Origin of the sequence: Nonomuraea sp. 3-1Str (assembly GCF_031570565.1) — a bacterium.
Classification (GTDB): Bacteria; Actinomycetota; Actinomycetes; order Streptosporangiales; family Streptosporangiaceae; genus Nonomuraea.
Genome location: NZ_JALHBK010000025.1, coordinates 96,676 through 114,825, shown reverse-complemented (window position 1 = coordinate 114,825; position 18,150 = coordinate 96,676). Strand labels below are relative to the sequence as shown.

The window sequence follows — 18,150 nt, the reverse complement described above, 5'->3', positions numbered from 1 at the left end:
CGAACATGCCCTTCGTACGCATTGACGCGATCCGGGCCGACGACAAGCGACTGGAGGCCCTGGGCCGGGCCGTGCACGACGCCCTGGTCGAGGCCATCGGCATCCCCGCGGACGACCTGTTCCAGGTACTGACCGGCCACGACGGCACGCGGAGCATGATCCGCTACGGCGCCGAGTACCTCGGCGTACACCGGGACGACGACGTCGTGTTCGTCGCCGTCACCATGCGCTCCGGCCGCACCGCGGAGCAGAAGCAGGCCCTCTACCGCAGGATCGCCGAGCTGGCCGAGGAATACGCGGGCACCGAGCCGCGGAACGTCCTGGTCAAGATCACCGAGAACGAGTCGATCGACTGGTCCTTCGGCGACGGCGTGGCCCAGTACGCGCGGGCCGATCTCCGCGGTGGCGGCATCTCGTAGAGAGGCGGGGCAGAATCCAGCCCATGGATGTCACGCTGCGAAAGACGATCGCCGAGCTGAACGAGGCCGCCGCCCGGCACGACGCCACCCGGCAGGACCGGCTGGAGCGGTGGCGGGTGCTGGAGCCCGACGCCGGGGAGTTCCTGTGGTTCCTGGCCCAGAGCACCGGGGCCAGGATCATCGTGGAGGTCGGCACGTCGCGCGGCGTGTCGACGTTGTGGCTGGCCGACGCCGCCCGAGCGGTCGGCGGGCACGTCCTCAGTCTCGACACCGACGCCGACGCCCAGGGGCACGCCCGCCGCACGGTGACCGACGCGGGGCTGGCCGACCACGTCGACTTCCGTGTCGAGGACGGCGGCACCGCGCTCGCCCGCATGCCGGACGGCGCGGTGGACCTGCTCTTCCTCGACGCCGAACGCACCGAGTACGCCTCCTGGTGGCCGCACCCCTACCGGGTGCTGCGCCAGGGCGGCGTGCTCGTGGCCGACAACGCCCTGTCCCACCCCGAGGAGATCGCCCCGCTGCACGACCTCCTCCTGCGGCAGCCGCACGTGACCGTCACCACGATCAACGTCGGCAAGGGCGAGCTGGTCGCGCTCCGACGCTGACCGGGTGCGGGTCAGTCCGTCCCGGACTCCATCGCGGCGTGGTCGAGCAGCTCGTCGTCCTCGGGGACCTCCCCGCGGGAGGCGATCGCCTCGGCCCCGCCCTCGGGCATCGCGCCGATCAGCCCGGTCGTGGCCGCCGGCGGGGTGCCGATCAGCGTCGTCTGCGGGCTGCCGACCATGCCGAGCCTGGCGTACTGCTCCAGCTTGGCGCGCGAGTCGGCGATGTCGAGGTTGCGCATGGTGAGCTGGCCGATGCGGTCGACCGGCCCGAAGGCGGAGTCCTCGGTCCGCTCCATGGACAGCTTGTCCGGGTGGTAGCTGAACGCCGGGCCGGAGGTGTCCAGGACGGAGTAGTCCTCGCCGCGGCGCAGCCGCAGCGTCACCTCGCCGGTGATCGCCGTCCCGACCCAGCGCTGCAGTGACTCGCGCACCATCAGCGCCTGCGGGTCCAGCCAGCGGCCCTCGTACATCAGCCGGCCCAGCCGCCGGCCCTCGATGTGGTAGCTGGCGAGGGTGTCCTCATTGTGGATCGCGTTGACCAGCCGCTCGTACGCCGCGTGCAGCAGGGCCATGCCCGGCGCCTCGTAGATGCCGCGGCTCTTGGCCTCGATGATCCGGTTCTCGATCTGGTCGGACATGCCCATGCCGTGCCGGCCGCCGATGGCGTTGGCCTCCAGCACCAGGTCGACGGCGGAGGAGAACTCCTTGCCGTTGATCGTCACCGGCCGGCCCTGCTCGAAGCCGATCGTCACGTCCTCGGCGGCGATCTCGACCTCGGGGTCCCAGAACCGCACGCCCATGATCGGCTCGACGATCTCGATGCCCGCGTCGAGGTGCTCGAGCGCCTTGGCCTCGTGGGTCGCGCCCCAGATGTTGGCGTCGGTGGAGTAGGCCTTCTCCGTGCTGTCCCGGTACGGCAGGGCGCGGGCGAGCAGCCACTCGGACATCTCCTTGCGGCCGCCCAGCTCGCTGACGAAGTCGGCGTCCAGCCACGGCTTGTAGATCCGCAGGGAGGGGTTGGCGAGCAGGCCGTAACGGTAGAACCGCTCGATGTCGTTGCCCTTGAAGGTGGAGCCGTCGCCCCAGATCAACACGTCGTCCTCGAGCATCGCGCGTACCAGCAGGGTGCCGGTGACGGCCCGCCCGAGCGGGGTGGTGTTGAAGTAGGTGCGGCCGCCGGAGCGGATGTGGAAGGCCCCGCAGGCCAGCGCCGCGAGCCCCTCTTCGACGAGGGCCGCGCGGCAGTCGACCAGCCGGGCGATCTCGGCCCCGTAGGCGGTGGCGCGACCGGGCACCGAGGCGATGTCGGGCTCGTCGTACTGGCCGATGTCGGCGGTGTAGGTGCAGGGCACTGCACCGTTCTCGCGCATCCACGCGACCGCTACCGACGTGTCGAGGCCGCCGGAGAAGGCGATGCCGACACGTTCACCGACAGGCAGGGAGGTGAGTACCTTGGACACGAGCAGAAGTATATACACACCAATGCATGGCCATGCAAAGCAGCGCTCGCCGGATCACGGCATGGCGGCCGCCACCGCGACGGTGATCGTGCGGGGATTGGCCGGTACGGCGACGCCCTCCACCAGGACGGTCGGCGTTCCGCTCACCCCGCGCCGGATGGCCTCGGCCGTCACGTACGCGGTCCAGTCCAGGTAGGCGCCCGAGTGCACGCACGCGCCGAACGACTGGATGTCGAGCCCCACCGTGCCGCCGAGCTCGACCAGCTCGTCGTCGGTGAGCCCCGGACCTCCCTCGGGAGGCTGGTGGGCGAAGAGCGCGGCGGCGTACGGCACGAACCTGCCGCCGTCGGAGGCGCAGCCGGAGGAGGCGGACGCGCGGGAGGAGTAGCGGTTGGTGGACAATCCGTCCAGGAACCCCATCGGGTGGTAGACCAGCCTGATCGCGTGGTCGGCCACCAGGTCGCTGAGGACCGGCCCCGACGCCTGCTCGAACATCCGGCAGAACGGGCACAGGAAGTCGATGTAGGCGTCCACCCTGACCGGGCCGTCGCCGACGACGATCCCGTCCCCGCTCTCGGAGACCCCGGCCGGCACATGGTTGGGCGCCCTGGTCACGTGCGCTGGTGTGCTCATGCGTTTCGCGTTTCCCTTCTGGCCTCTTTCTGGCCTCTTTCTGGAACGTTGAGGTGGAGCCTTCGTACCCCCCGCCCTCGAAGGCTCCGCCAAGAACGGCCAAAAAGGCAGCGACGAACCGGCTATGTACGGCGTGCCGGAAGAAGCCGGTCGCCGGACCACGACGGTCGCCGCCCCATGAGAAGATCAACATCATGACTGGTCTCCCCGACCTGGGCCGCCGCGATCTTGAAGAGCTCCGGACGACGACCGACCCCGTGGCCGGGGCTCCCAGCATCGGGCAGATCGCCGGATTACGGCCGCGCCGCCGGCCCGGTGACGGCGGCGAGGTGAGCCATGCCGACGTCGCCCTGCTGGACACGCTGGACCCGTCCGACCGGCGTACCGTGGCGGGCTGGCTGGAGGCCGGGTCCTCCCCCGGCACGCGCCGCGTCCGCCTGCGGGAGATGGCCTCGTTCCTGCGCTGGCTGCGCGTCGCCGAGCCGGACGCCGACCTGCTCGCCGTCACCGGGCCGCAGGTGGACCGTTACTGCGACGCGGCGCTCGACGGCCGCCTGCCCGGAGGCGAGGCCGGGCCGGGCAGGTCCCTGGCGGACGCGACGGTGGCCAGGAAACGCGCCGTCCTGACGTCCTTCTACGTCTTCGCCTGGCGATGCGGCGCGACGCGGGCCGGCGGCCCCCCGGGAGCCAGGACGGCCGAGGGCCGGGGCGGGGACGGGGCGGCGGCGCTCACCCGTGACGAGCGGCGGCTGCTGCGCCGTGGGATCGAGCGGCTGGCCGGCGAGGGCCGCGCGGCCGAGGCGGCCGCGGTGGCCCTGCTGGACGCGACGGGCGCGCCCGTGGAGGCGCTGGCCGGGGTGACCGCGCAGGACCTTCGCACCGTGGCCGGCGTCGAGGGGGGCGACGGGGGCGAGCGGGCGGCGGTCGTCGTGGTGCGCGCCGGACGCGACGACCTCGCCGCCTTCCCGCTGCCTCCGCTGGCGTGCCGGCTGCTGCGCGAGCTGTACCCGGGACGGTCCGGAGCGGGGCCGCTGCTTCGCCGGGACGACGACGAACCCGTCGACTCCGCCTGGCTCAGCGCCGCCCTCACCAGCGCCGCCCTCGCCGGCGGCATCCCGCGGCGGCGCGCGGCGGCGCTGCATCCGCGCATGATGCTCGCCGCCCCGGCCGGTTCGTGGCGCTCGGCAGTGTGAGCCACCCCACTCGGCAACAGTGACACAACGGTGTCGCGGCACGGGCACACGATGGGCGCATGAACGTAGCGACCCTGCACCTGATCGGCCTCGACCCGGACGAGCTGGCCGAGACCCGAGCCGTCAACGACCACATGGAGAAGCTGCTCGACTCCCTCGTGCCGCTGCACGTCCAGGACGACCCCGTGGCGGCTCGTGAGTTCCAGCGCGCGGGCGGCGGCGGATTCCCCACCCTGGCGCCGGTTCCCGAGGCGAGCTGGCGCACCGTGACCACGTCCGGCGGCGGCCGGCTCCGGCTCCGGGCCTTTCTCCCGCCGGACGGGCGGGCGCCGGAGGGGGTGTTCCTGCACTTCCACGGCGGCGGCGGAGTGTTCGGCTCGGCAGACGGGCAGGACCCGCGCCTGCGCGACCTGGCCGCCGGCTGCGGCGTCGCAGTGCTCAGCGTCGAGTACCGGCTCGCGCCCGAGCACCCCTACCCTGCCGGGAACGACGACGCCGAGCAGGCGGCGCTCTGGCTGCTGGCCAACGCCGCCTCCGAGTTCGGCACGGAGCGGCTGCTCATCGGCGGCGAGTCCGCCGGGGCGCGGCTGGCCGTCACCACGCTCCTGCGGCTGCGTGACCGGCATGCCGTGGCGCCCGCCGAGGCGTTCCTGGCCGCGCAGCTCTCCTTCGGCGGCTACGACCTGGGCCACGGCACACCCAGCAGCCGCGCATCGGGCGACCGGAACCGGCTGATCAACAGGCCGACCCTGGAATGGTTCCGGAGCAAGTATCTTCCGGGACTGTCGCCCGACGAACGCCTTGGTCCCGACATCTCCCCTCTCTACGCTGACCTGCGCGGTCTGCCTCTCGCGCGGTTCACCGTGGGAACAGCCGATCCCGTGCTCGACGACACCCTGTTCATGGCGGCCCGCTGGTCCGCGGCCGGCAACGCGGCCGAGCTGGTGGTGGCCGAGGAGGGCTGGCACGGGTTCACGCTGCACCCCACGGCGCTGGCCCGGCGGGAGCTGGCCGCCCAGGAGGAGTTCGTCCGCCGGTGCCTGGCCTAGCCTGATGACGCGATGAACCGTACCGAACGCCTCTACGCCCTGGTCGACGAGCTGCGGGCCGCCGCGCCCCGGCCGCGTACCGTGGAGTGGCTGGCCGGCCGGTACGGCGTGTCGCGGCGTACCGTGCAGCGCGACCTGCAGGCGCTGATGGAGGCGGGGGTGCCGGTGCGCGTGGAGGCGGGCCGGCACGGGGGCTGGGTCATCGACCGTGACACCGCGCTGCCGCCCATCAACCTCCCCGCGGCGGAGGCGCTGGCGGTGGCGGCGGCGCTGGCCGGGGCCGAGCAAACGACCCCGTTCTCGGCGGCCGGCCCGACCGCGATGCGCAAGCTGGCCGCCGCGCTGAGCGAGTCCGCCGCGGAGGAGGTGCGCGCCCTGACCGAGCGCATCCACGTGCTGCCCGCCCGCACCACGCCCGGCGTCCTGCCGATCGTCGAGCGGGCGGTGGCGCTGCAACGCGTCGTGTGGATCCGGTACGCCGACGCGGCGGGGCAGGAGAGCGAGCGCGAGGTCGAGCCGGGCGGGCTGCTGACCGCCTCGGGGTCCTGGTACCTGATCGGCTGGTGCCGCAGCCGCCGGGCGGGCCGCGGGTTCCGCCTGGACCGTGTCCTGGCCGCCGAGCTGCGCGACGAGCCCTGCCCGGCCCGTACGGTGCCGCTGCTGGACCGAGCCCTGGCCGAGCGGGTCCGCCGGGCGGAGACCCTGCGGTCCCTCAGCCTGGACCGGCGACCGGCCGACACCGCTGGACCGCCTCGTGCCGCCGCGCGTCCAGGACGATCCCGTGGCGGCTCGTGAGTTCCGTCGCACCCGACGTCCCGGGTGAGCCATGGGGGCTGCGCGAGCAAAGTGATCGGTTGGCGGTCACGTGGTAACGGTTCGATCGCTCGGGCACGCCGTCGGCCAGGCCATCGTTCCCGATGGCATTCACCCAGTTCAGCGCGCGCCTCTCCCCTTGATCGGAGGCGGGGTTGCGAGCCCAACGTCCAGGAACTGGGGGTCGGGACTTATTTGTGAGAGTCTGGCACGCTGGGTGGAGCTGCTGCCGACAGGGAGCGGATCACCTGGGCGAGTTGTTCGGCGTAGTGCTCGACCAGTTCGGGGGAAACTGTGTCGGTGCCGAACAGGCCGCGGGCCAGGTGTGGGTAGACCGCGAGGGCGTTGCCGGCGCTTAGGCCGATGAGGATCAGCGCGGCCGGGTCGAAGCGATCGTCGATCTCACCGGCGCGCTGCCGCTCGCGGAGCACTCGCACCTCGTGCTGGAGCTGGGCGTTGCGTTCCCGCGCCTCCTCATCGTCCTCGCCGGTGTCGTAGAGGCCGTCCCAGGCGAGCAGGCGCCCGCCGAGGCGGGAGTCGACGCTCGCCCGCACGCCGTGCTTGATCTGCTCGGCGAAGTCCAGATCGTCAGGGATCGTCTCGGCCTCGTGGGCCCGCCAGCGGCGGCCGATCTCCTGGTACAGACCCCGCTTGCTGTTGAAGTAGTAGGAGATGAGCTGCTGGTTCACACCAGCGCGTTCAGCGATGTCGGTGACCCGGGCACGGTCGAAGCCCTTGGCGGAGAACACCTCCACGGCAGCATCGAGGATGCGCGCCTTGGTGCGCTCAGCGTCGCGCTGCCGCTCGTGTGGGGCGGGCGATCGCCTGGTCCGCTGCCGCCCGGCCGGTTCCTGGTCCTGGGGCGTGTGCTGTGTGGACATGAACATGATTCTGTCATAGGTGCGCGCGAGTTAATCAATCACAGATTTGACTATTTTACGCGAGAGATTGATACTGCTCCGCGGGCCGCTGATCCGACCGTGTGCCCTCAATGCCGGATGGCTTCGACGCTGCCGCCCGAGAGCGGGCGGCGTCTTCAAAGGAAGTGGCCATGTCCCGTACGAGTGACCGAGGGACCGGGTCCGCGGCCGTAGCGCCGGCGGCGTATCCGAAGCGGTGGGCCGCCGCGATCGTCATGATGACCGCGGCGCTGCTGGATCTGATCGACGCCTCGATAGTGAACACCGCCCTGCCGTCCATCGGCCGTAGCCTGCACGGCTCACCGGCGGAGCTGGAGTGGACGGTATCCGCCTACATGCTCGGGTTCGCCGCGACGCTGATCATCGCGGGGCATCTAGGTGACCGGTTCGGCCGCAAGAGGCTGTTCCTGACCGGCGTGGCCTGCTTCGCCCTGGCGTCCGTGGGCAGCGCCATCGCCTCCGACCCAGGCCAGCTGATCACCGCCCGTGCGGTGCAGGGAGTGGCCGCCGCGGCCCTGCTGCCGCAGGTGCTCGGTTCGCTGCGCACCATGTTCGACGGCGCGGAGCGCGGCAAGGTCTTCGCCATGTTCGGGGTCACGGCGGGCGTCGCGAACGCCGCGGGCGTGCTGCTCGGCGGGGTACTGACCGACTGGGACCTGTTCGGCTGGGGCTGGCGCACCATCTTCGTCGTGAATATTCCCATCGCCGCCGGGGCCCTGCTGCTGGGCGCGAAGTGGATCCCCACCTCACGGGAGCGCGCCGGCGGACGCATCGATGTGGCCGGCAACCTGATCCTCGCGCTGTGCCTGGTGGCGATCGTGCTGGCGCTGGTGGAGGGCCGCTCGAACGGCTGGCCACCATGGGGCTGGATCTGCCTGGCCGGCGGTGTCCTGGCCCTTGCCGCCCTGGTGGGCTACGAGTCCCGGCGCGGGATCGAGCACCCGCTGCTACCCGCCGCGCTCTTCAAGCGGCCGGCTTTCGGCTCGGGTCTGCTGATCCAGCTGCTGTTCGGAGCAGGCATGTCCGGCTTCTTCCTGGTCTTCACCATCTGGCTGCAGACCGGCCAGGGCTACACACCCAGCCAGGCCGGCGGGCTGATGATCGCCATGAGCGCCGGCTCCTTCATCTCCGCGCCCGTCGTCGTCACCTTGGTCGCCAAGATCGGCCGCAACGTCCTGGTCATCGGGAACCTGCTGATGGCCGGCGGGCTGTTCTGGGTCTGGTGCGCCCTGACCGACGCGGCCCCCCGGCACACCGGGGCCTGGCCGCTGGTGCCCGGCCTGCTCGTCGCCGGCATCGGCCTCGGCTTCGTGGTCGTGCCGCTGGTCGACATCGTCCTCACCGCAGTACCCGAGCACCTCGCGGGCGGCGCCTCCGGCATCTTCTCCACCGCCCAGCAGTTCGGCGGCGCCCTGGGCGTCGCCATCATCGGTGATCTCTTCTTCACCCACGCGAGCCGGGGCCTGACCGATGCCATCACCCACGCGGCCCCCTGGGCGATCGGCACCTTCCTCATCTGTGCCGTGCTCTGCCTGGGCCTGCCCGGCAAGAACCTCACCCGCCCCCTCGCCGACAGCTCCAGCGCCCTCGACGCCGCCTGACCCCCGCCCGATACCGATCCTGCGCATCGGGCCGTTCCACCCTCACTGTCAAGGAGATCCGTCATGGCCCACCTCGCCTTCATGAGCCTCGCCGAGTCCGGTCACCTCAACCCCCTCCTGCCGATCGCCCGGGAACTAGTAGAGCGTGGCCACCGCGTCACCTTTCCCGCCGATGAGTCGATGGCCGAACGCATCGGCCCGACCGGAGCCGAGAGCATCTCCTATGAGCCCCGCCCGGCCGAGACCATCGTGATCGACGGCATGGACGCCGCCGCACGCGCCACCCTCGCAGTGCTCCAGCAACTGGAGCACGTTCTGCCGCAGATCGAGGCCGGATACGCCGACGACCGGCCGGATCTGATCGTCAACGACTGGCTCGCCTGGGCCGGCCCGATGCTCGCCGCCAAGTGGCGTCTCCCCAGAATCCAGTCCTGGTCCGCCCACGCCGCCAGCGAGGGCTACGACTTCGGGAAGTTCATCGTCGGCATGTTCGCCGCCAGCCCCGTCAAGGCCGAGTTCGACACCCTGTTCGCCGCCATCCTCAGCCGGCACGGCATCCCCCCTCTCCACCTGCATGATTTCTACAAGCCCGCCGAGTTCAACCTCGTCTACCAGCCCAAGTCCTTCCACGTGCACAACGAGACCTTCGATGACCGCTATGCGTTCGTCGGCCCCACCCGGCTGCCCACCGCGCAGGACTGGACGCCCCCGGGACGTCCGCTGGTCCTTGTCTCGCTCGGCACGATCATCAGCCGCCCGGACTTCTTCCACACCTGCATCCAAGCGTTCGCCGACGAGCCCTACCACGTCGTGATGTCCGTGGGCCGCGGCATCAGCCCCGCCGATCTCGGGCCACTGCCCGCAAACATCGAGGCCCACCAGCACGTCCCCCAGCCCGCCGTGCTCGCACACGCCGATGCCTTCGTCACCCACGCCGGCATGAACTCCACGATGGAGGCCCTGGCAGCGGCCGTGCCGATGGTGGCCATCCCACACACCCCCGAAGAGCAGACCACCGCCGACCGCATCGCCGCCCTCGGCCTCGGCTCAACCCTCGCTCCCGCCGACGCCACCGCCGAACGCCTGCGCGAAGCCGTCCGCGGCCTGCTCGACCAGCCCGCCACTCGGCAGCGGCTCCGCGCCATGCAGGACGACGTGCGCGCGGCGGGCGGCGCGCTCCGCGCCGCCGATGCGATCGAGGCCCGCCTGCCCAGGTGAGGTCGCGGCCGGGACACACGCCCAACCCCCTGCCGCAGTGAATACCGGATTTACTGCGGCAGCGGCCCGCGCCGTGCCCTCCTGAGCTGGATCACCCACACCGATGATCATCATCGAGGTGTACGCGACGGCGCTACGGCTGGGCACCGCCGAGGCCCATCAGATGCTGCGCTGGATCGTGAGTGGTTTCGCGCCGCGTGCGCAGAACCCACCGCAGCCGCGCAACTGCGCGCGCACGTCCACGGCACCCGCGAGATCCTGGGCCGGGTCGCCCCGATCATGCCGCTGATCGCTGCTGCCGCGGCCACCGACCCTGAGATCGCCGCGCAATGGCCGGACGGCCCCGGCCCGCGTTACACCGTGCAGTACGCAGCGGCCGAGGCCCTGGCCGGCAAGCCCGACGCCCGCCCCGGCCTCTCCGTCGAGATGGCGGCGGACCTGCTGTTCGGCCTGCTCAGCCCACAGCTCTACCTGATCTTCGTCCGCGACCGCGACTGGTCACCGGACACGTGGGAGGAGTGGGCCCGCACCGCCTTGACCTCCCAGCTCTGCGCCGATCCCGGCCGAGCGGGCGGACGTCACGGTCGACCTCCAGCCCGCAATACTGGTGACCAACCTCCTGGACGACCTCCTGCGGGTCGGGTCGGACAACCTGGCCGACACCCATACCGGGCCCTACGCCGCGTCCGCGATCCCCAACTGCTCCACCAGATAGTCGATCACCTCGCTTGGCACCCCGTCGAGCGGATCCGCCAGAACCAGCCGATGTAGCGCACGCTGGTCAGCTGGACGGCATAGCCGAGCCGGTGGTGCGGACCCCTTTTCTTCCTGATCAGAGACTTGTCCGCGTTGTCCAGGAAGAACAGCCGTTTCGTTCCTCCACACTCCGAGGGCCGATTCCCCGCCCTGGGGCCGGTTCCCGAGGCGAGTCGGCGCACTGTGACCACGTCCGGCAGTGCCGAGTACGCGGGGGTACTCCGCGACGCGCCGTACCGCCGCTGAGCGCCGGCGCGGCGACAGGGCGACGCCAAGCGGGAGGGGGCCGCACCACGACGGTGCGGCCCCCTCCCGCCGCATCAGCAGTTCTTGTAGTCGGCGCGGGCGCTGTTGTACGAGCACGAGTGGACGAGCTGACCTCGGGCGTTGCGGAGGTAGCCGGTGTCCGTGCTCTGGTTCCAGATGTAGGCGTAGGTGCCGCCGCTCCTGCCCCAGTACAGGGTGGTGGAGGTGTCGCGGCCCTTACCGGTGCGCAGGGTCACCGCCTTCCCGGCCCCGAGCGTGAACGTGCCGAAGGTGTAGACGTGGTCCGCTCGGCTCGTCTTGTCGCGGACGGTCCAGCCGCTGAGGTTCACCGCGCTCCGACCGGCGTTCTTGATCTGCACGTACTCGCCGTTGAGGTTGCTGTTCGCGCCGGAGTCCGGCGAGCCGGGCGAGTCGTACCAGATCCGGGAGATCTTCACCGTGGGGGCGGCGGCCTGAGCGGGAGCCGCCGGCGTGAGAGCAGCGGCGGTGGCCACCATGGCGGCGACTGAAGCGGCAAGGCGCACTTGTGGTCCTTCTGGGAGTGGGGTGTGTGGGCCGTGTGTATGACGCCCCATGAGGGGCCGGCGTTCACACCTTCTTGGCGGGTCGGGGATTTCGCCGACGAGGTGGCGCCGCCCTGCCTGCACATCCCCGTGACGTCTGCCGTCAGTGACAGAGGAGGGTGAGGGGACCGGAGTAGGTGACCAACCCGGCTCTGGCCAGAATGGCGTTCTGCACTGCGGTGATGTCGGAGTATCCGCAGAGGATCTTCGGGTTGGCGCGGATCAGCTCCCAGTCCAGGAACGGCAGCAGCTCGTTGCTGTTGTACCCGCCGATGACCGTCAGGACGGCCGCCAGGGACGGGTCCGAAGGCCTCGTGCAGGTCGGTGACCCGGGAGGCGACGCTGGAGGAGCCGAACGCGTCGCGCTCATCGACGTGGCGGCCGTAGAGGGCTCGCGGGTTTTGGACCCGGGGCGATGGCGCAAGGGGATCGCGCCGCGGGCGTCCGGCCCGACCATCGTCAACTGGCGTTCCTGGGCGTCGAAGCGCTGGTCCCACAGCCCCGGTTGGGACAGCCGGCCAAGTACGGCATGCGTGGTCCTCTCCATGAGGTGCGGCGTGTCGCGGCCGCTGCACAATCCGCGCGACCCCTCCACCGGCCGCCGGGTGCTGCACCAGAAGAACATCGCCGCCGAGCTGGGCATGAGCGTCCCCGTGGGTGCGAGGGGAACGGGGTTTGTGACGAATCTTGTGAGCCATCGCCGCAGGTCAGAGGCACACCAGCACGGTTCTGCCAGGGGTGAACTCTGCCAGCGGTGAACACCGGCCCGACAAAAGTGGACGGTCACTACAGTCCAGTCTCATGACGACGATTACTACGCGCACGGTTGAGTACCCGGCCGACGGCCTGACGATGATCGGGCACCTCGCGCTCCCGGCCGGTGTCGACCGCCGGCCCGCGGTCCTGGTCGGGCCCGAGGGGCCGGGGCTCAGCGACGTCGAGCGCCGCCGAGCCGATGCGCTCGCCGAGCTGGGATACGTGGCGCTGGCCTTCGACATCCACGGTGGGCGCTTGCTCACCGACCCCGAGGAGATGCTGGCCCGTTGCATGCCGCTGCTCGCCGACCCCGACCGGATGCGGGACATCGGCCACGCGGCGCTCGACGTGCTGCGAGCCGAACCGCGGACCGACCCCGACCGGATCGCCGCCGTCGGCTACGGCACCGGGGGCATCATCGGGCTGGAGCTCGGGCGCGACGGCGTCAACCTGCGCGCGATCGGGACAGTCAACGGACTGACCACGGGCCGACCGGGCGAGGCGGCGCGCATTCGCTGCCCGGTGTGGGCCGGGGTCGGGTCAGAAGACCCGATCATGCCGCGCGCACAACGGGACGCGTTCACCGCCGAGATGCAGGCCGCGGGCGTCGACTGGCGCCTCACGGTCTACGGCGGCGCCTTGCACGCCTTCCACCACCCGCCGGTCGACGGTCCCGTGGTCCCCGGCGTCGGCCACCACCCGCGGCACGCGCAGCGAGCGTGGCGCGACGTCGTCGACCTGCTCGCCGAGTGCCTGCCCGTAACGGAGTGATGTGGTGAGTCCGAGCTCGGCCGGTAGCGCCAAGGTCGCCACCGACGACCGGCCCGCGCTGCCGAACGCACTGTCCCGCATCCGCGACGGCGACCTGCTGACCGTTCAGGAGGTTGACCGCCTCGGCCGCAACCTGCCGGAAGAGCTGATCGTCCGCAACGATCTGTTCCTGCACGGCATCGGCGTCGTTCACAAGACCCTGGCAGAAGATCCCGCCAGTGGCTCAGCAGGAAAAGTGACCCGCCGCTCGGACTCCAACGGCTCAATCGGAAGCGGCGGTAGCGAGGCTGCGCAGGGTGTGGGGTCCAGTGGAGTGGTATGAGATCGAGACGTTCCTGGCCCTGGCTGAGGAGCTCAACTTCACGCGCACCGCCGAACGTCTACTCGTCTCGCCGGGTCGGGTCAGCCAGACGATCAAAAAGATAGAACGTCGTATCGGCGGCGCGTTGTTCGAACGCAGCAGCCACCACGTGGCCCTCACCCCGGTCGGCCGGCAGCTCTACGCGGAGCTGCTGCCTGCATACCAGCAGATTCAACGTGCCCTCGGCAACGCTTCGGCGGCCTTCGCGGGGATCAGCGGTGAGCTACGCGTAGGATTCACCGCCCCATGGTCCGGTGCCCTCATCGTGCGGGCGGCCGATGCGTTCAACTCGCGCCAGCCCCGGTGCACCGTCGAGCTGCAGGAGCTGACGTACAACGCGGCCATTGCGGCGTTGCAGGGCCAGGACGTCGACCTGGTGGTGGCCGAGCCGCCTGTCGAAGACCCTGCCATCATCGTGGGCCCCGTCCTGTTCTCCGAACCCCGCGCCTTGGTCGTGCCCGCTGATCATCCCCTGGCGACACGGGAAACGGTGTCGTTGGAGGACCTGGCAGTCCTGCCGCTGATCACGGCTGTCGGGGTTTCCCGCGCCTGGCGCGACGCCTTCTTTCCCCGCCGCACCCCCCAGGGCCGCCCCATCAGGCACGGACCGGCCGCCGTCGGATGGCAGGAGGTGCTCTCGCTGGTCGGGGCGGGCAAGGGGGCAACGGTGGCCACCGTCCGGGCGGGGCGTTACCACGGTCGGCCCGATATCGTCTATGTCCCGTTTGATGACGCACCGCCCGTCGACTACGCGCTGATGTGGCGTAACGCAGGCGACACGGTCGGGCTGCGGGCGTTCATACAGACCGTCCTGGAGTTCGCCCCGCAGGCGGTCGGCAGGGCGTGACCTGGCGCGCGGGCCCGGGGCAAGGCTCACGCCTGCGCGTCCCGTCGTCCGCCCCGCGGCAGTGCCAGGGTCGCGGCCGCCGTCAGGACGAGCCCGGCCGCCGCGAGCAGCATGCTCCACCGCATTCCGGTCAGGAACGTGTCCGCCCCTGCCAGCAGCGCCCCGAAGATCGCCACCGCGAGCGCCCCGCCGACCTGGCGGGCGGTGTTGAGCACGGCGGAGGCGGTGCCTGCCCGTTCTGGGGGTACCGCGTCGAGCAGCATCGCGGTCAGCGCCGGCACCGCGAGTGCCCCGCCGAGGCCGACCGGCACCATCAGCGCCGCCACCGCCCACACATCGGTATGCGCGCCCACCGTGGTCAACGCCGCCAGCCCGGCCGTCCCGACCAGTTGCCCTGCCACTATCGGCACCCGCGGGCCGAACCGCCCGGCCAGCCTGGCCGAGGCCAGGTTCACCACTGCGACCAGTGCTGTCATCGGTATGAACATCAGGCCCGCGTGCAGCGCCGACTCACCACGCTCCTGCTGGAAGTACAGGCTGAAGTCGAACACCCCGCCGTAGTAGGCGGCATTGAGCATGAAGCCGACCACCACCGACACCACCACGACCCGTGAGCGGAACAGGGGCAGCGGGAGCATCGGATGCGCGCCCCTGGCCTGCGCGGCGAGGAAGGCGGCTGCCGCGACCGCGGCCACCAGGAGCGACGCCACCACGAGCGGCCGGCCGAAGCCCTCGGCGCCGCCCTCGATCACGCCGTACGTCAGCGCGCCCATCGCGACCACGGCTGTCACCTGCCCGACCGCGTCCAGCCGCGCGGGCAGTCGCGGGGAGGCCGGGACGCGGGCGAGCAGGGCGAGTGCCAGCAGCCCTGCGGGGAGATTGACGAAGAAGATCCACCGCCAGCCCACGGAGGCGGTGAGTGCCCCGCCGAGCACCGGACCGACCGCCACCGCGACCGCGCCGCCCACGGTCCAGACGGCGATCGCCCGCGCCCGCCTGGCCTGGTCGGGGAAGCCCTGTCGGACCAGGGCAAGGGACGCCGGCATCATCACCGCCGCCGCGGCCCCCTGCACCAGCCGCGCCGCCACCAGCACGCCGAGGTTGGGGGCGAATCCGCACGCGGCCGAGGTCAGCGCGAAGAGCACCAGCCCGCCGCCGAACGCCCGCCGGGCCCCGATGCGGTCGGAGAGGGCGCCGGCGGAGAGCATCAGGGCGGCGAACATCAGCGCGTATCCGTCCACCACCCACTGCAGGCCGGACATGCCGCCACCAAGGCTGCGGCCGATGTCGGGCAGCGCGACGGTGACGATCAACGCGTCCAGCGAGATGAGAAAGAAGCCCAGCAGGGCGGCGCCGAGCACCATGGGGGATCCGCCCCGGGCCGCCTCCGGCGCAGCGGCCGCGGCGCGGGCGGCAGAAGAGGGCTTGGACAGGGATTTCATCAGAGCACTCCTGAGGCGTTTCAGATAGGTGCGCAACCGAGACTGGGAGCCGCGGGAAGACCACTGACAGACGGTCCTGCTGCCGGCAAGCCGTGTGCCGGGGTGTGACAGAGCCCCGGCACACGGCGCATGCGTGCGGTCAGCCTGCCGCCTGTGCGGGCAGGTCCTTGTTGCCGTCACCCCACGTCGCCGTCATCACCACCGAGTTGATCAGCCATCGGCCGCCGGTCCGTGCCAGTTCCCAGCGGTAGTCGCCGCCGAGCGTCCACAACGGAGCCCCATGCGGGGTGGCGAGGCGGTGTGTGGCCTGGAAGGAGGCGGTGCACACAGCATGGACCCCGTCGATGCGGACCAGGTGGTTGGCGATCAGGTGCTGGGTGGCGTCGAAGCCACCGAGTGTCGCCGACCAGGCATCGACGATCTCCTGAGGAGTGAGCTGGATCGGGTCGCCGCCGTTGAGGCTTGTGTAGTCGAGGAGCACCTTTTCGGCGAACAGGCCGCGCAGGAGCGTCCATTCCCGGCGGTCCGCGTGCACCGCCATCCGGGTGCACGTCTCGACCACCTCGATCCTGGCCTCGGACGGGGACGGTGCAACGGCCGCAAAGGACTCGGACATGACGAGGTGACCTCCTGCTGTAGGGGCGATGAGTGGAGTGGCCGGGGGGCGGGGGTGCGAGCGCCGGGCGCTCACAGCGTGCGGGCGAAGTGCTCGGCCGCCGCATCCGCGGCGAAGCCGACCTGTGGTGACTGGTCGTAGAAGTCGAACTGGGTGCCCTCGGTCCACAGGAAATGCCTGGACCCGGCGAGATCTGCGTGGAAGCGGCGGGCGCCGTCCGGGATGGCGGCGTCCTCGCTGTGCACCAGCAGCACGGGTGCGGTCAACCGCGGCGCGATCGCGACGGCGTCGAAGTCCAGCCACCCGGTCCAGGCCATGACCGCGAACCGGTTGGACCACTGCGGGATACCGCCGCGCTGCGGGTCGAGGTAGAAGTCGATGTCGAAGGGCATGGCCGCGTTCGGGTCGCTGCCGCTGACCACCGGCACGTAGTCGACCTCCCCGGTCTCCTCGTACCTGCGCCGAGCCTCGGCCGCGGCCGCCTTCTTCGCCTCGATGCCCTCCGGACCGCCATAGTTCTCCTCACAGATACGCCGGTCGTGCAGCCACGGCGCCACCAGGGCAAGCGACCCCACCCTCGCGTCCTCGGCGGCGAGGGCGCTCGCGTACATCGCGCCGGCGCAGACGCCCAACGCGCCCAGGACTCCGTCACCCACCGCCGGATGCCCGGACAAGAAGTCGGCCGCCGCCCGGACGTCCCGGACCTTCAGCTCCGGCGACTCGAAGTCGCGCGGCTCACCGCCCGATTCGCCGTAGCCGGTGAAGTCGAACGACAGCGCCGCAAAGCCACGCCGGGCCAACTGCTCGGCATACCGGTCGGCCATCTGCTCCTTGACGCTGGTCCAGGTACCTGCGACCACGACCCCCGGCGCAGGGGCGGCGTCAGGGTCAGCGTTGTCGGGCAGAAAGAGGTGACCGGCGAGCTTTGCCGCAGCACCGGTGAAGCTGACCTGTTCTGGTAGGGGCATGTCGAGACTCTCTTTCGAGGCAGGAAGGGATATGGCACGTCAGCCGACGACCAACCGCCTCGCGACGGCCACCTGAGGAGACCGTCGGTTGAGCACACCGCGTGGACCGCGCTGGCCGCAGCCGCGTTGATGGACCGGCAGCATTGCCCGCTCGCCGTCCCCGACACGCTGGCATCTGACGCTCCGGCCGGGCAACGCCCAATCTCTCAAGGCACGTTTAGCGTGGCTAACAGCCTGCGGCCGGATGCCGACCTGACCTCCGCCTGATGGGAGCGCCGCGCCGGCAGACTCGGTGCCGGTGAGTGAGCACTCCCGCCGCCCGGACCGTGAGTCGAAGCGGCGGTGCGGCACGGGAAGGATCGTTGGGCGCACCCGGCCTTACAGTGGCGCCATGAGCAATCACTCCGAAGCGCCTGTCACGCCCGTCGAGGCCTATGAACCCCCCTACTACGTGGCTGTCTTCACGACGGTGCGAACCCAGGAGCAGAGCGGCTACAGCGAGACCAACGCACGCATGGAAGAGCTGGTGAAGGACATCCCTGGGTTCCTGGGGATGGATCACGCGCAGACTCCTGGTGGGCTGGGCATCACCGTCGGGTACTTCCGCGACGCCGACGCCCTCACGGAATGGCGGTCCAACCCCGAGCACCGCGCGGCGCAGAAGCGCGGGCAAGTCGAGTGGTACCAGAGCTACACGCTGCATGTGGCGAAAGTGGAGCGGAGCCACGGGTTCATCCGAACTTAGGTCCCGCAGCGCCCGGCAGCAGGTCGTCCCCGCGAAGTCACCTCAGCGACCGTCCCGCCACAGGCTCTCATCGAACGGGTCGGCGTGCCCTCGTGAGCCCGATCCAGCGGAGTCGAGCCCGGCCTGGTCCCGGTTCACCGACTG

21 protein-coding genes are annotated in these 18,150 nt (G+C 71.0%); 12 read left to right on the top strand and 9 right to left on the bottom strand.

Translation table 11 applies throughout. The annotated features are described in order from the left end of the window. Positions 1-5 precede the first annotated feature (5 nt). Positions 6-419 carry a tautomerase family protein gene (locus tag MTP10_RS31520; RefSeq protein WP_310713877.1) on the top strand — a complete coding sequence of 138 codons (414 nt, stop codon included), beginning with the start codon at positions 6-8 and terminating at the stop codon, positions 417-419. A gap of 23 nt (positions 420-442) precedes the next feature. Then, positions 443-1,027 carry a class I SAM-dependent methyltransferase gene (locus MTP10_RS31515; protein ID WP_310713875.1) on the top strand — a complete coding sequence of 195 codons (585 nt, stop codon included), beginning with the start codon at positions 443-445 and terminating at the stop codon, positions 1,025-1,027. Positions 1,028-1,038: 11 nt separating this feature from the next. Here the strand turns inward: MTP10_RS31515 and argG are convergent, their stop codons facing one another. Continuing rightward, positions 1,039-2,487 (bottom strand): argininosuccinate synthase, encoded by a 1,449-nt coding sequence (gene argG, locus MTP10_RS31510; RefSeq protein WP_310713873.1) that lies wholly within the window; start codon positions 2,485-2,487, stop codon positions 1,039-1,041. A gap of 54 nt (positions 2,488-2,541) precedes the next feature. After that, positions 2,542-3,120, bottom strand: coding sequence for a thioredoxin domain-containing protein (locus tag MTP10_RS31505; RefSeq protein ID WP_310713869.1), 579 nt, complete (start codon positions 3,118-3,120; stop codon positions 2,542-2,544). 194 nt (positions 3,121-3,314) lie between these two features. On the opposite strand from MTP10_RS31505, the gene MTP10_RS31500 reads away from it, so the two are divergent. From MTP10_RS31500 to MTP10_RS31490, 3 genes are read left to right on the top strand one after another with little or no spacing between them, the layout of a single operon-like run. Continuing rightward, a complete protein-coding gene (locus MTP10_RS31500) occupies positions 3,315-4,313 on the top strand; it encodes a hypothetical protein (RefSeq protein WP_310713867.1) in 999 nt (332 codons plus the stop codon). Positions 4,314-4,372: 59 nt separating this feature from the next. Next, entirely contained in the window at positions 4,373-5,362 is a 990-nt protein-coding gene (locus MTP10_RS31495) for an alpha/beta hydrolase fold domain-containing protein (RefSeq protein ID WP_310713865.1), read from the top strand. A 12-nt stretch (positions 5,363-5,374) separates the two neighbouring features. After that, positions 5,375-6,157, top strand: coding sequence for a WYL domain-containing protein (locus MTP10_RS31490; RefSeq protein WP_310713863.1), 783 nt, complete (start codon positions 5,375-5,377; stop codon positions 6,155-6,157). A gap of 209 nt (positions 6,158-6,366) precedes the next feature. Here the strand turns inward: MTP10_RS31490 and MTP10_RS31485 are convergent, their stop codons facing one another. Then, entirely contained in the window at positions 6,367-7,056 is a 690-nt protein-coding gene (locus MTP10_RS31485; protein WP_310713861.1) for a TetR family transcriptional regulator, read from the bottom strand. A 170-nt stretch (positions 7,057-7,226) separates the two neighbouring features. Between MTP10_RS31485 and MTP10_RS31480 the strand changes: the two genes are divergently transcribed. From MTP10_RS31480 to MTP10_RS31470, 3 genes are all read left to right on the top strand, one after another. Beyond that, complete coding sequence (locus tag MTP10_RS31480; RefSeq protein WP_310713859.1) at positions 7,227-8,696, top strand: MFS transporter; 1,470 nt, start codon at positions 7,227-7,229, stop codon at positions 8,694-8,696. Between the two features lie 63 nt (positions 8,697-8,759). Further along, the gene (locus MTP10_RS31475; RefSeq protein WP_310713857.1) at positions 8,760-9,914 is read left to right on the top strand and encodes a macrolide family glycosyltransferase; all 1,155 of its coding nucleotides are present in this window, start codon (positions 8,760-8,762) and stop codon (positions 9,912-9,914) included. Between the two features lie 279 nt (positions 9,915-10,193). Next, on the top strand, positions 10,194-10,685 hold the full coding sequence (locus tag MTP10_RS31470) for a hypothetical protein (protein WP_310713855.1): 492 nt from the start codon (positions 10,194-10,196) through the stop codon (positions 10,683-10,685). On the opposite strand, the gene MTP10_RS42070 is transcribed toward MTP10_RS31470, so the two are convergent. From MTP10_RS42070 to MTP10_RS31460, 3 genes are all read right to left on the bottom strand, one after another. Further along, positions 10,634-10,852 (bottom strand): DUF4158 domain-containing protein, encoded by a 219-nt coding sequence (locus tag MTP10_RS42070; RefSeq protein ID WP_397334538.1) that lies wholly within the window; start codon positions 10,850-10,852, stop codon positions 10,634-10,636. The two genes, MTP10_RS31470 and MTP10_RS42070, sit on opposite strands and share 52 nt — an antisense overlap. Positions 10,853-10,990: 138 nt before the next feature. After that, a complete protein-coding gene (locus MTP10_RS31465; RefSeq protein WP_310713852.1) occupies positions 10,991-11,461 on the bottom strand; it encodes a lamin tail domain-containing protein in 471 nt (156 codons plus the stop codon). A gap of 142 nt (positions 11,462-11,603) precedes the next feature. Beyond that, positions 11,604-12,143, bottom strand: a complete 540-nt coding sequence (locus tag MTP10_RS31460; RefSeq protein ID WP_310713850.1) for an LD-carboxypeptidase — start codon at positions 12,141-12,143, stop codon at positions 11,604-11,606. Between the two features lie 158 nt (positions 12,144-12,301). Between MTP10_RS31460 and MTP10_RS31455 the strand changes: the two genes are divergently transcribed. The 3 genes from MTP10_RS31455 to MTP10_RS31445 are packed head-to-tail and all read left to right on the top strand — an operon-like array spanning position 12,302 to position 14,235. Continuing rightward, positions 12,302-13,027: a dienelactone hydrolase family protein gene (locus MTP10_RS31455; RefSeq protein WP_310713848.1), complete on the top strand. Its 726-nt coding sequence runs from the start codon at positions 12,302-12,304 to the stop codon at positions 13,025-13,027. Positions 13,028-13,031: 4 nt separating this feature from the next. Further along, positions 13,032-13,349 carry a recombinase family protein gene (locus MTP10_RS31450; protein ID WP_310713846.1) on the top strand — a complete coding sequence of 106 codons (318 nt, stop codon included), beginning with the start codon at positions 13,032-13,034 and terminating at the stop codon, positions 13,347-13,349. Then, positions 13,336-14,235 (top strand): LysR family transcriptional regulator, encoded by a 900-nt coding sequence (locus MTP10_RS31445; protein ID WP_310713844.1) that lies wholly within the window; start codon positions 13,336-13,338, stop codon positions 14,233-14,235. Before MTP10_RS31450 ends, MTP10_RS31445 begins: the two co-directional genes overlap by 14 nt. 26 nt (positions 14,236-14,261) lie before the next feature. Here MTP10_RS31445 and MTP10_RS31440 read toward each other — a convergent pair whose 3' ends face one another. The 3 genes from MTP10_RS31440 to MTP10_RS31430 form a co-directional block, all read right to left on the bottom strand. Continuing rightward, complete coding sequence (locus tag MTP10_RS31440) at positions 14,262-15,677, bottom strand: MFS transporter (RefSeq protein ID WP_310713841.1); 1,416 nt, start codon at positions 15,675-15,677, stop codon at positions 14,262-14,264. A 139-nt stretch (positions 15,678-15,816) separates the two neighbouring features. After that, on the bottom strand, positions 15,817-16,293 hold the full coding sequence (locus tag MTP10_RS31435) for a nuclear transport factor 2 family protein (RefSeq protein ID WP_310713839.1): 477 nt from the start codon (positions 16,291-16,293) through the stop codon (positions 15,817-15,819). Positions 16,294-16,364: 71 nt separating this feature from the next. Next, positions 16,365-17,261: an alpha/beta hydrolase gene (locus tag MTP10_RS31430; protein WP_310713838.1), complete on the bottom strand. Its 897-nt coding sequence runs from the start codon at positions 17,259-17,261 to the stop codon at positions 16,365-16,367. Positions 17,262-17,652: 391 nt separating this feature from the next. Here MTP10_RS31430 and MTP10_RS31425 point away from each other — a divergent pair, with 391 nt between their 5' ends. Beyond that, the gene (locus MTP10_RS31425; protein ID WP_310713837.1) at positions 17,653-18,006 is read left to right on the top strand and encodes an antibiotic biosynthesis monooxygenase; all 354 of its coding nucleotides are present in this window, start codon (positions 17,653-17,655) and stop codon (positions 18,004-18,006) included. Positions 18,007-18,150: the final 144 nt, after the last annotated feature.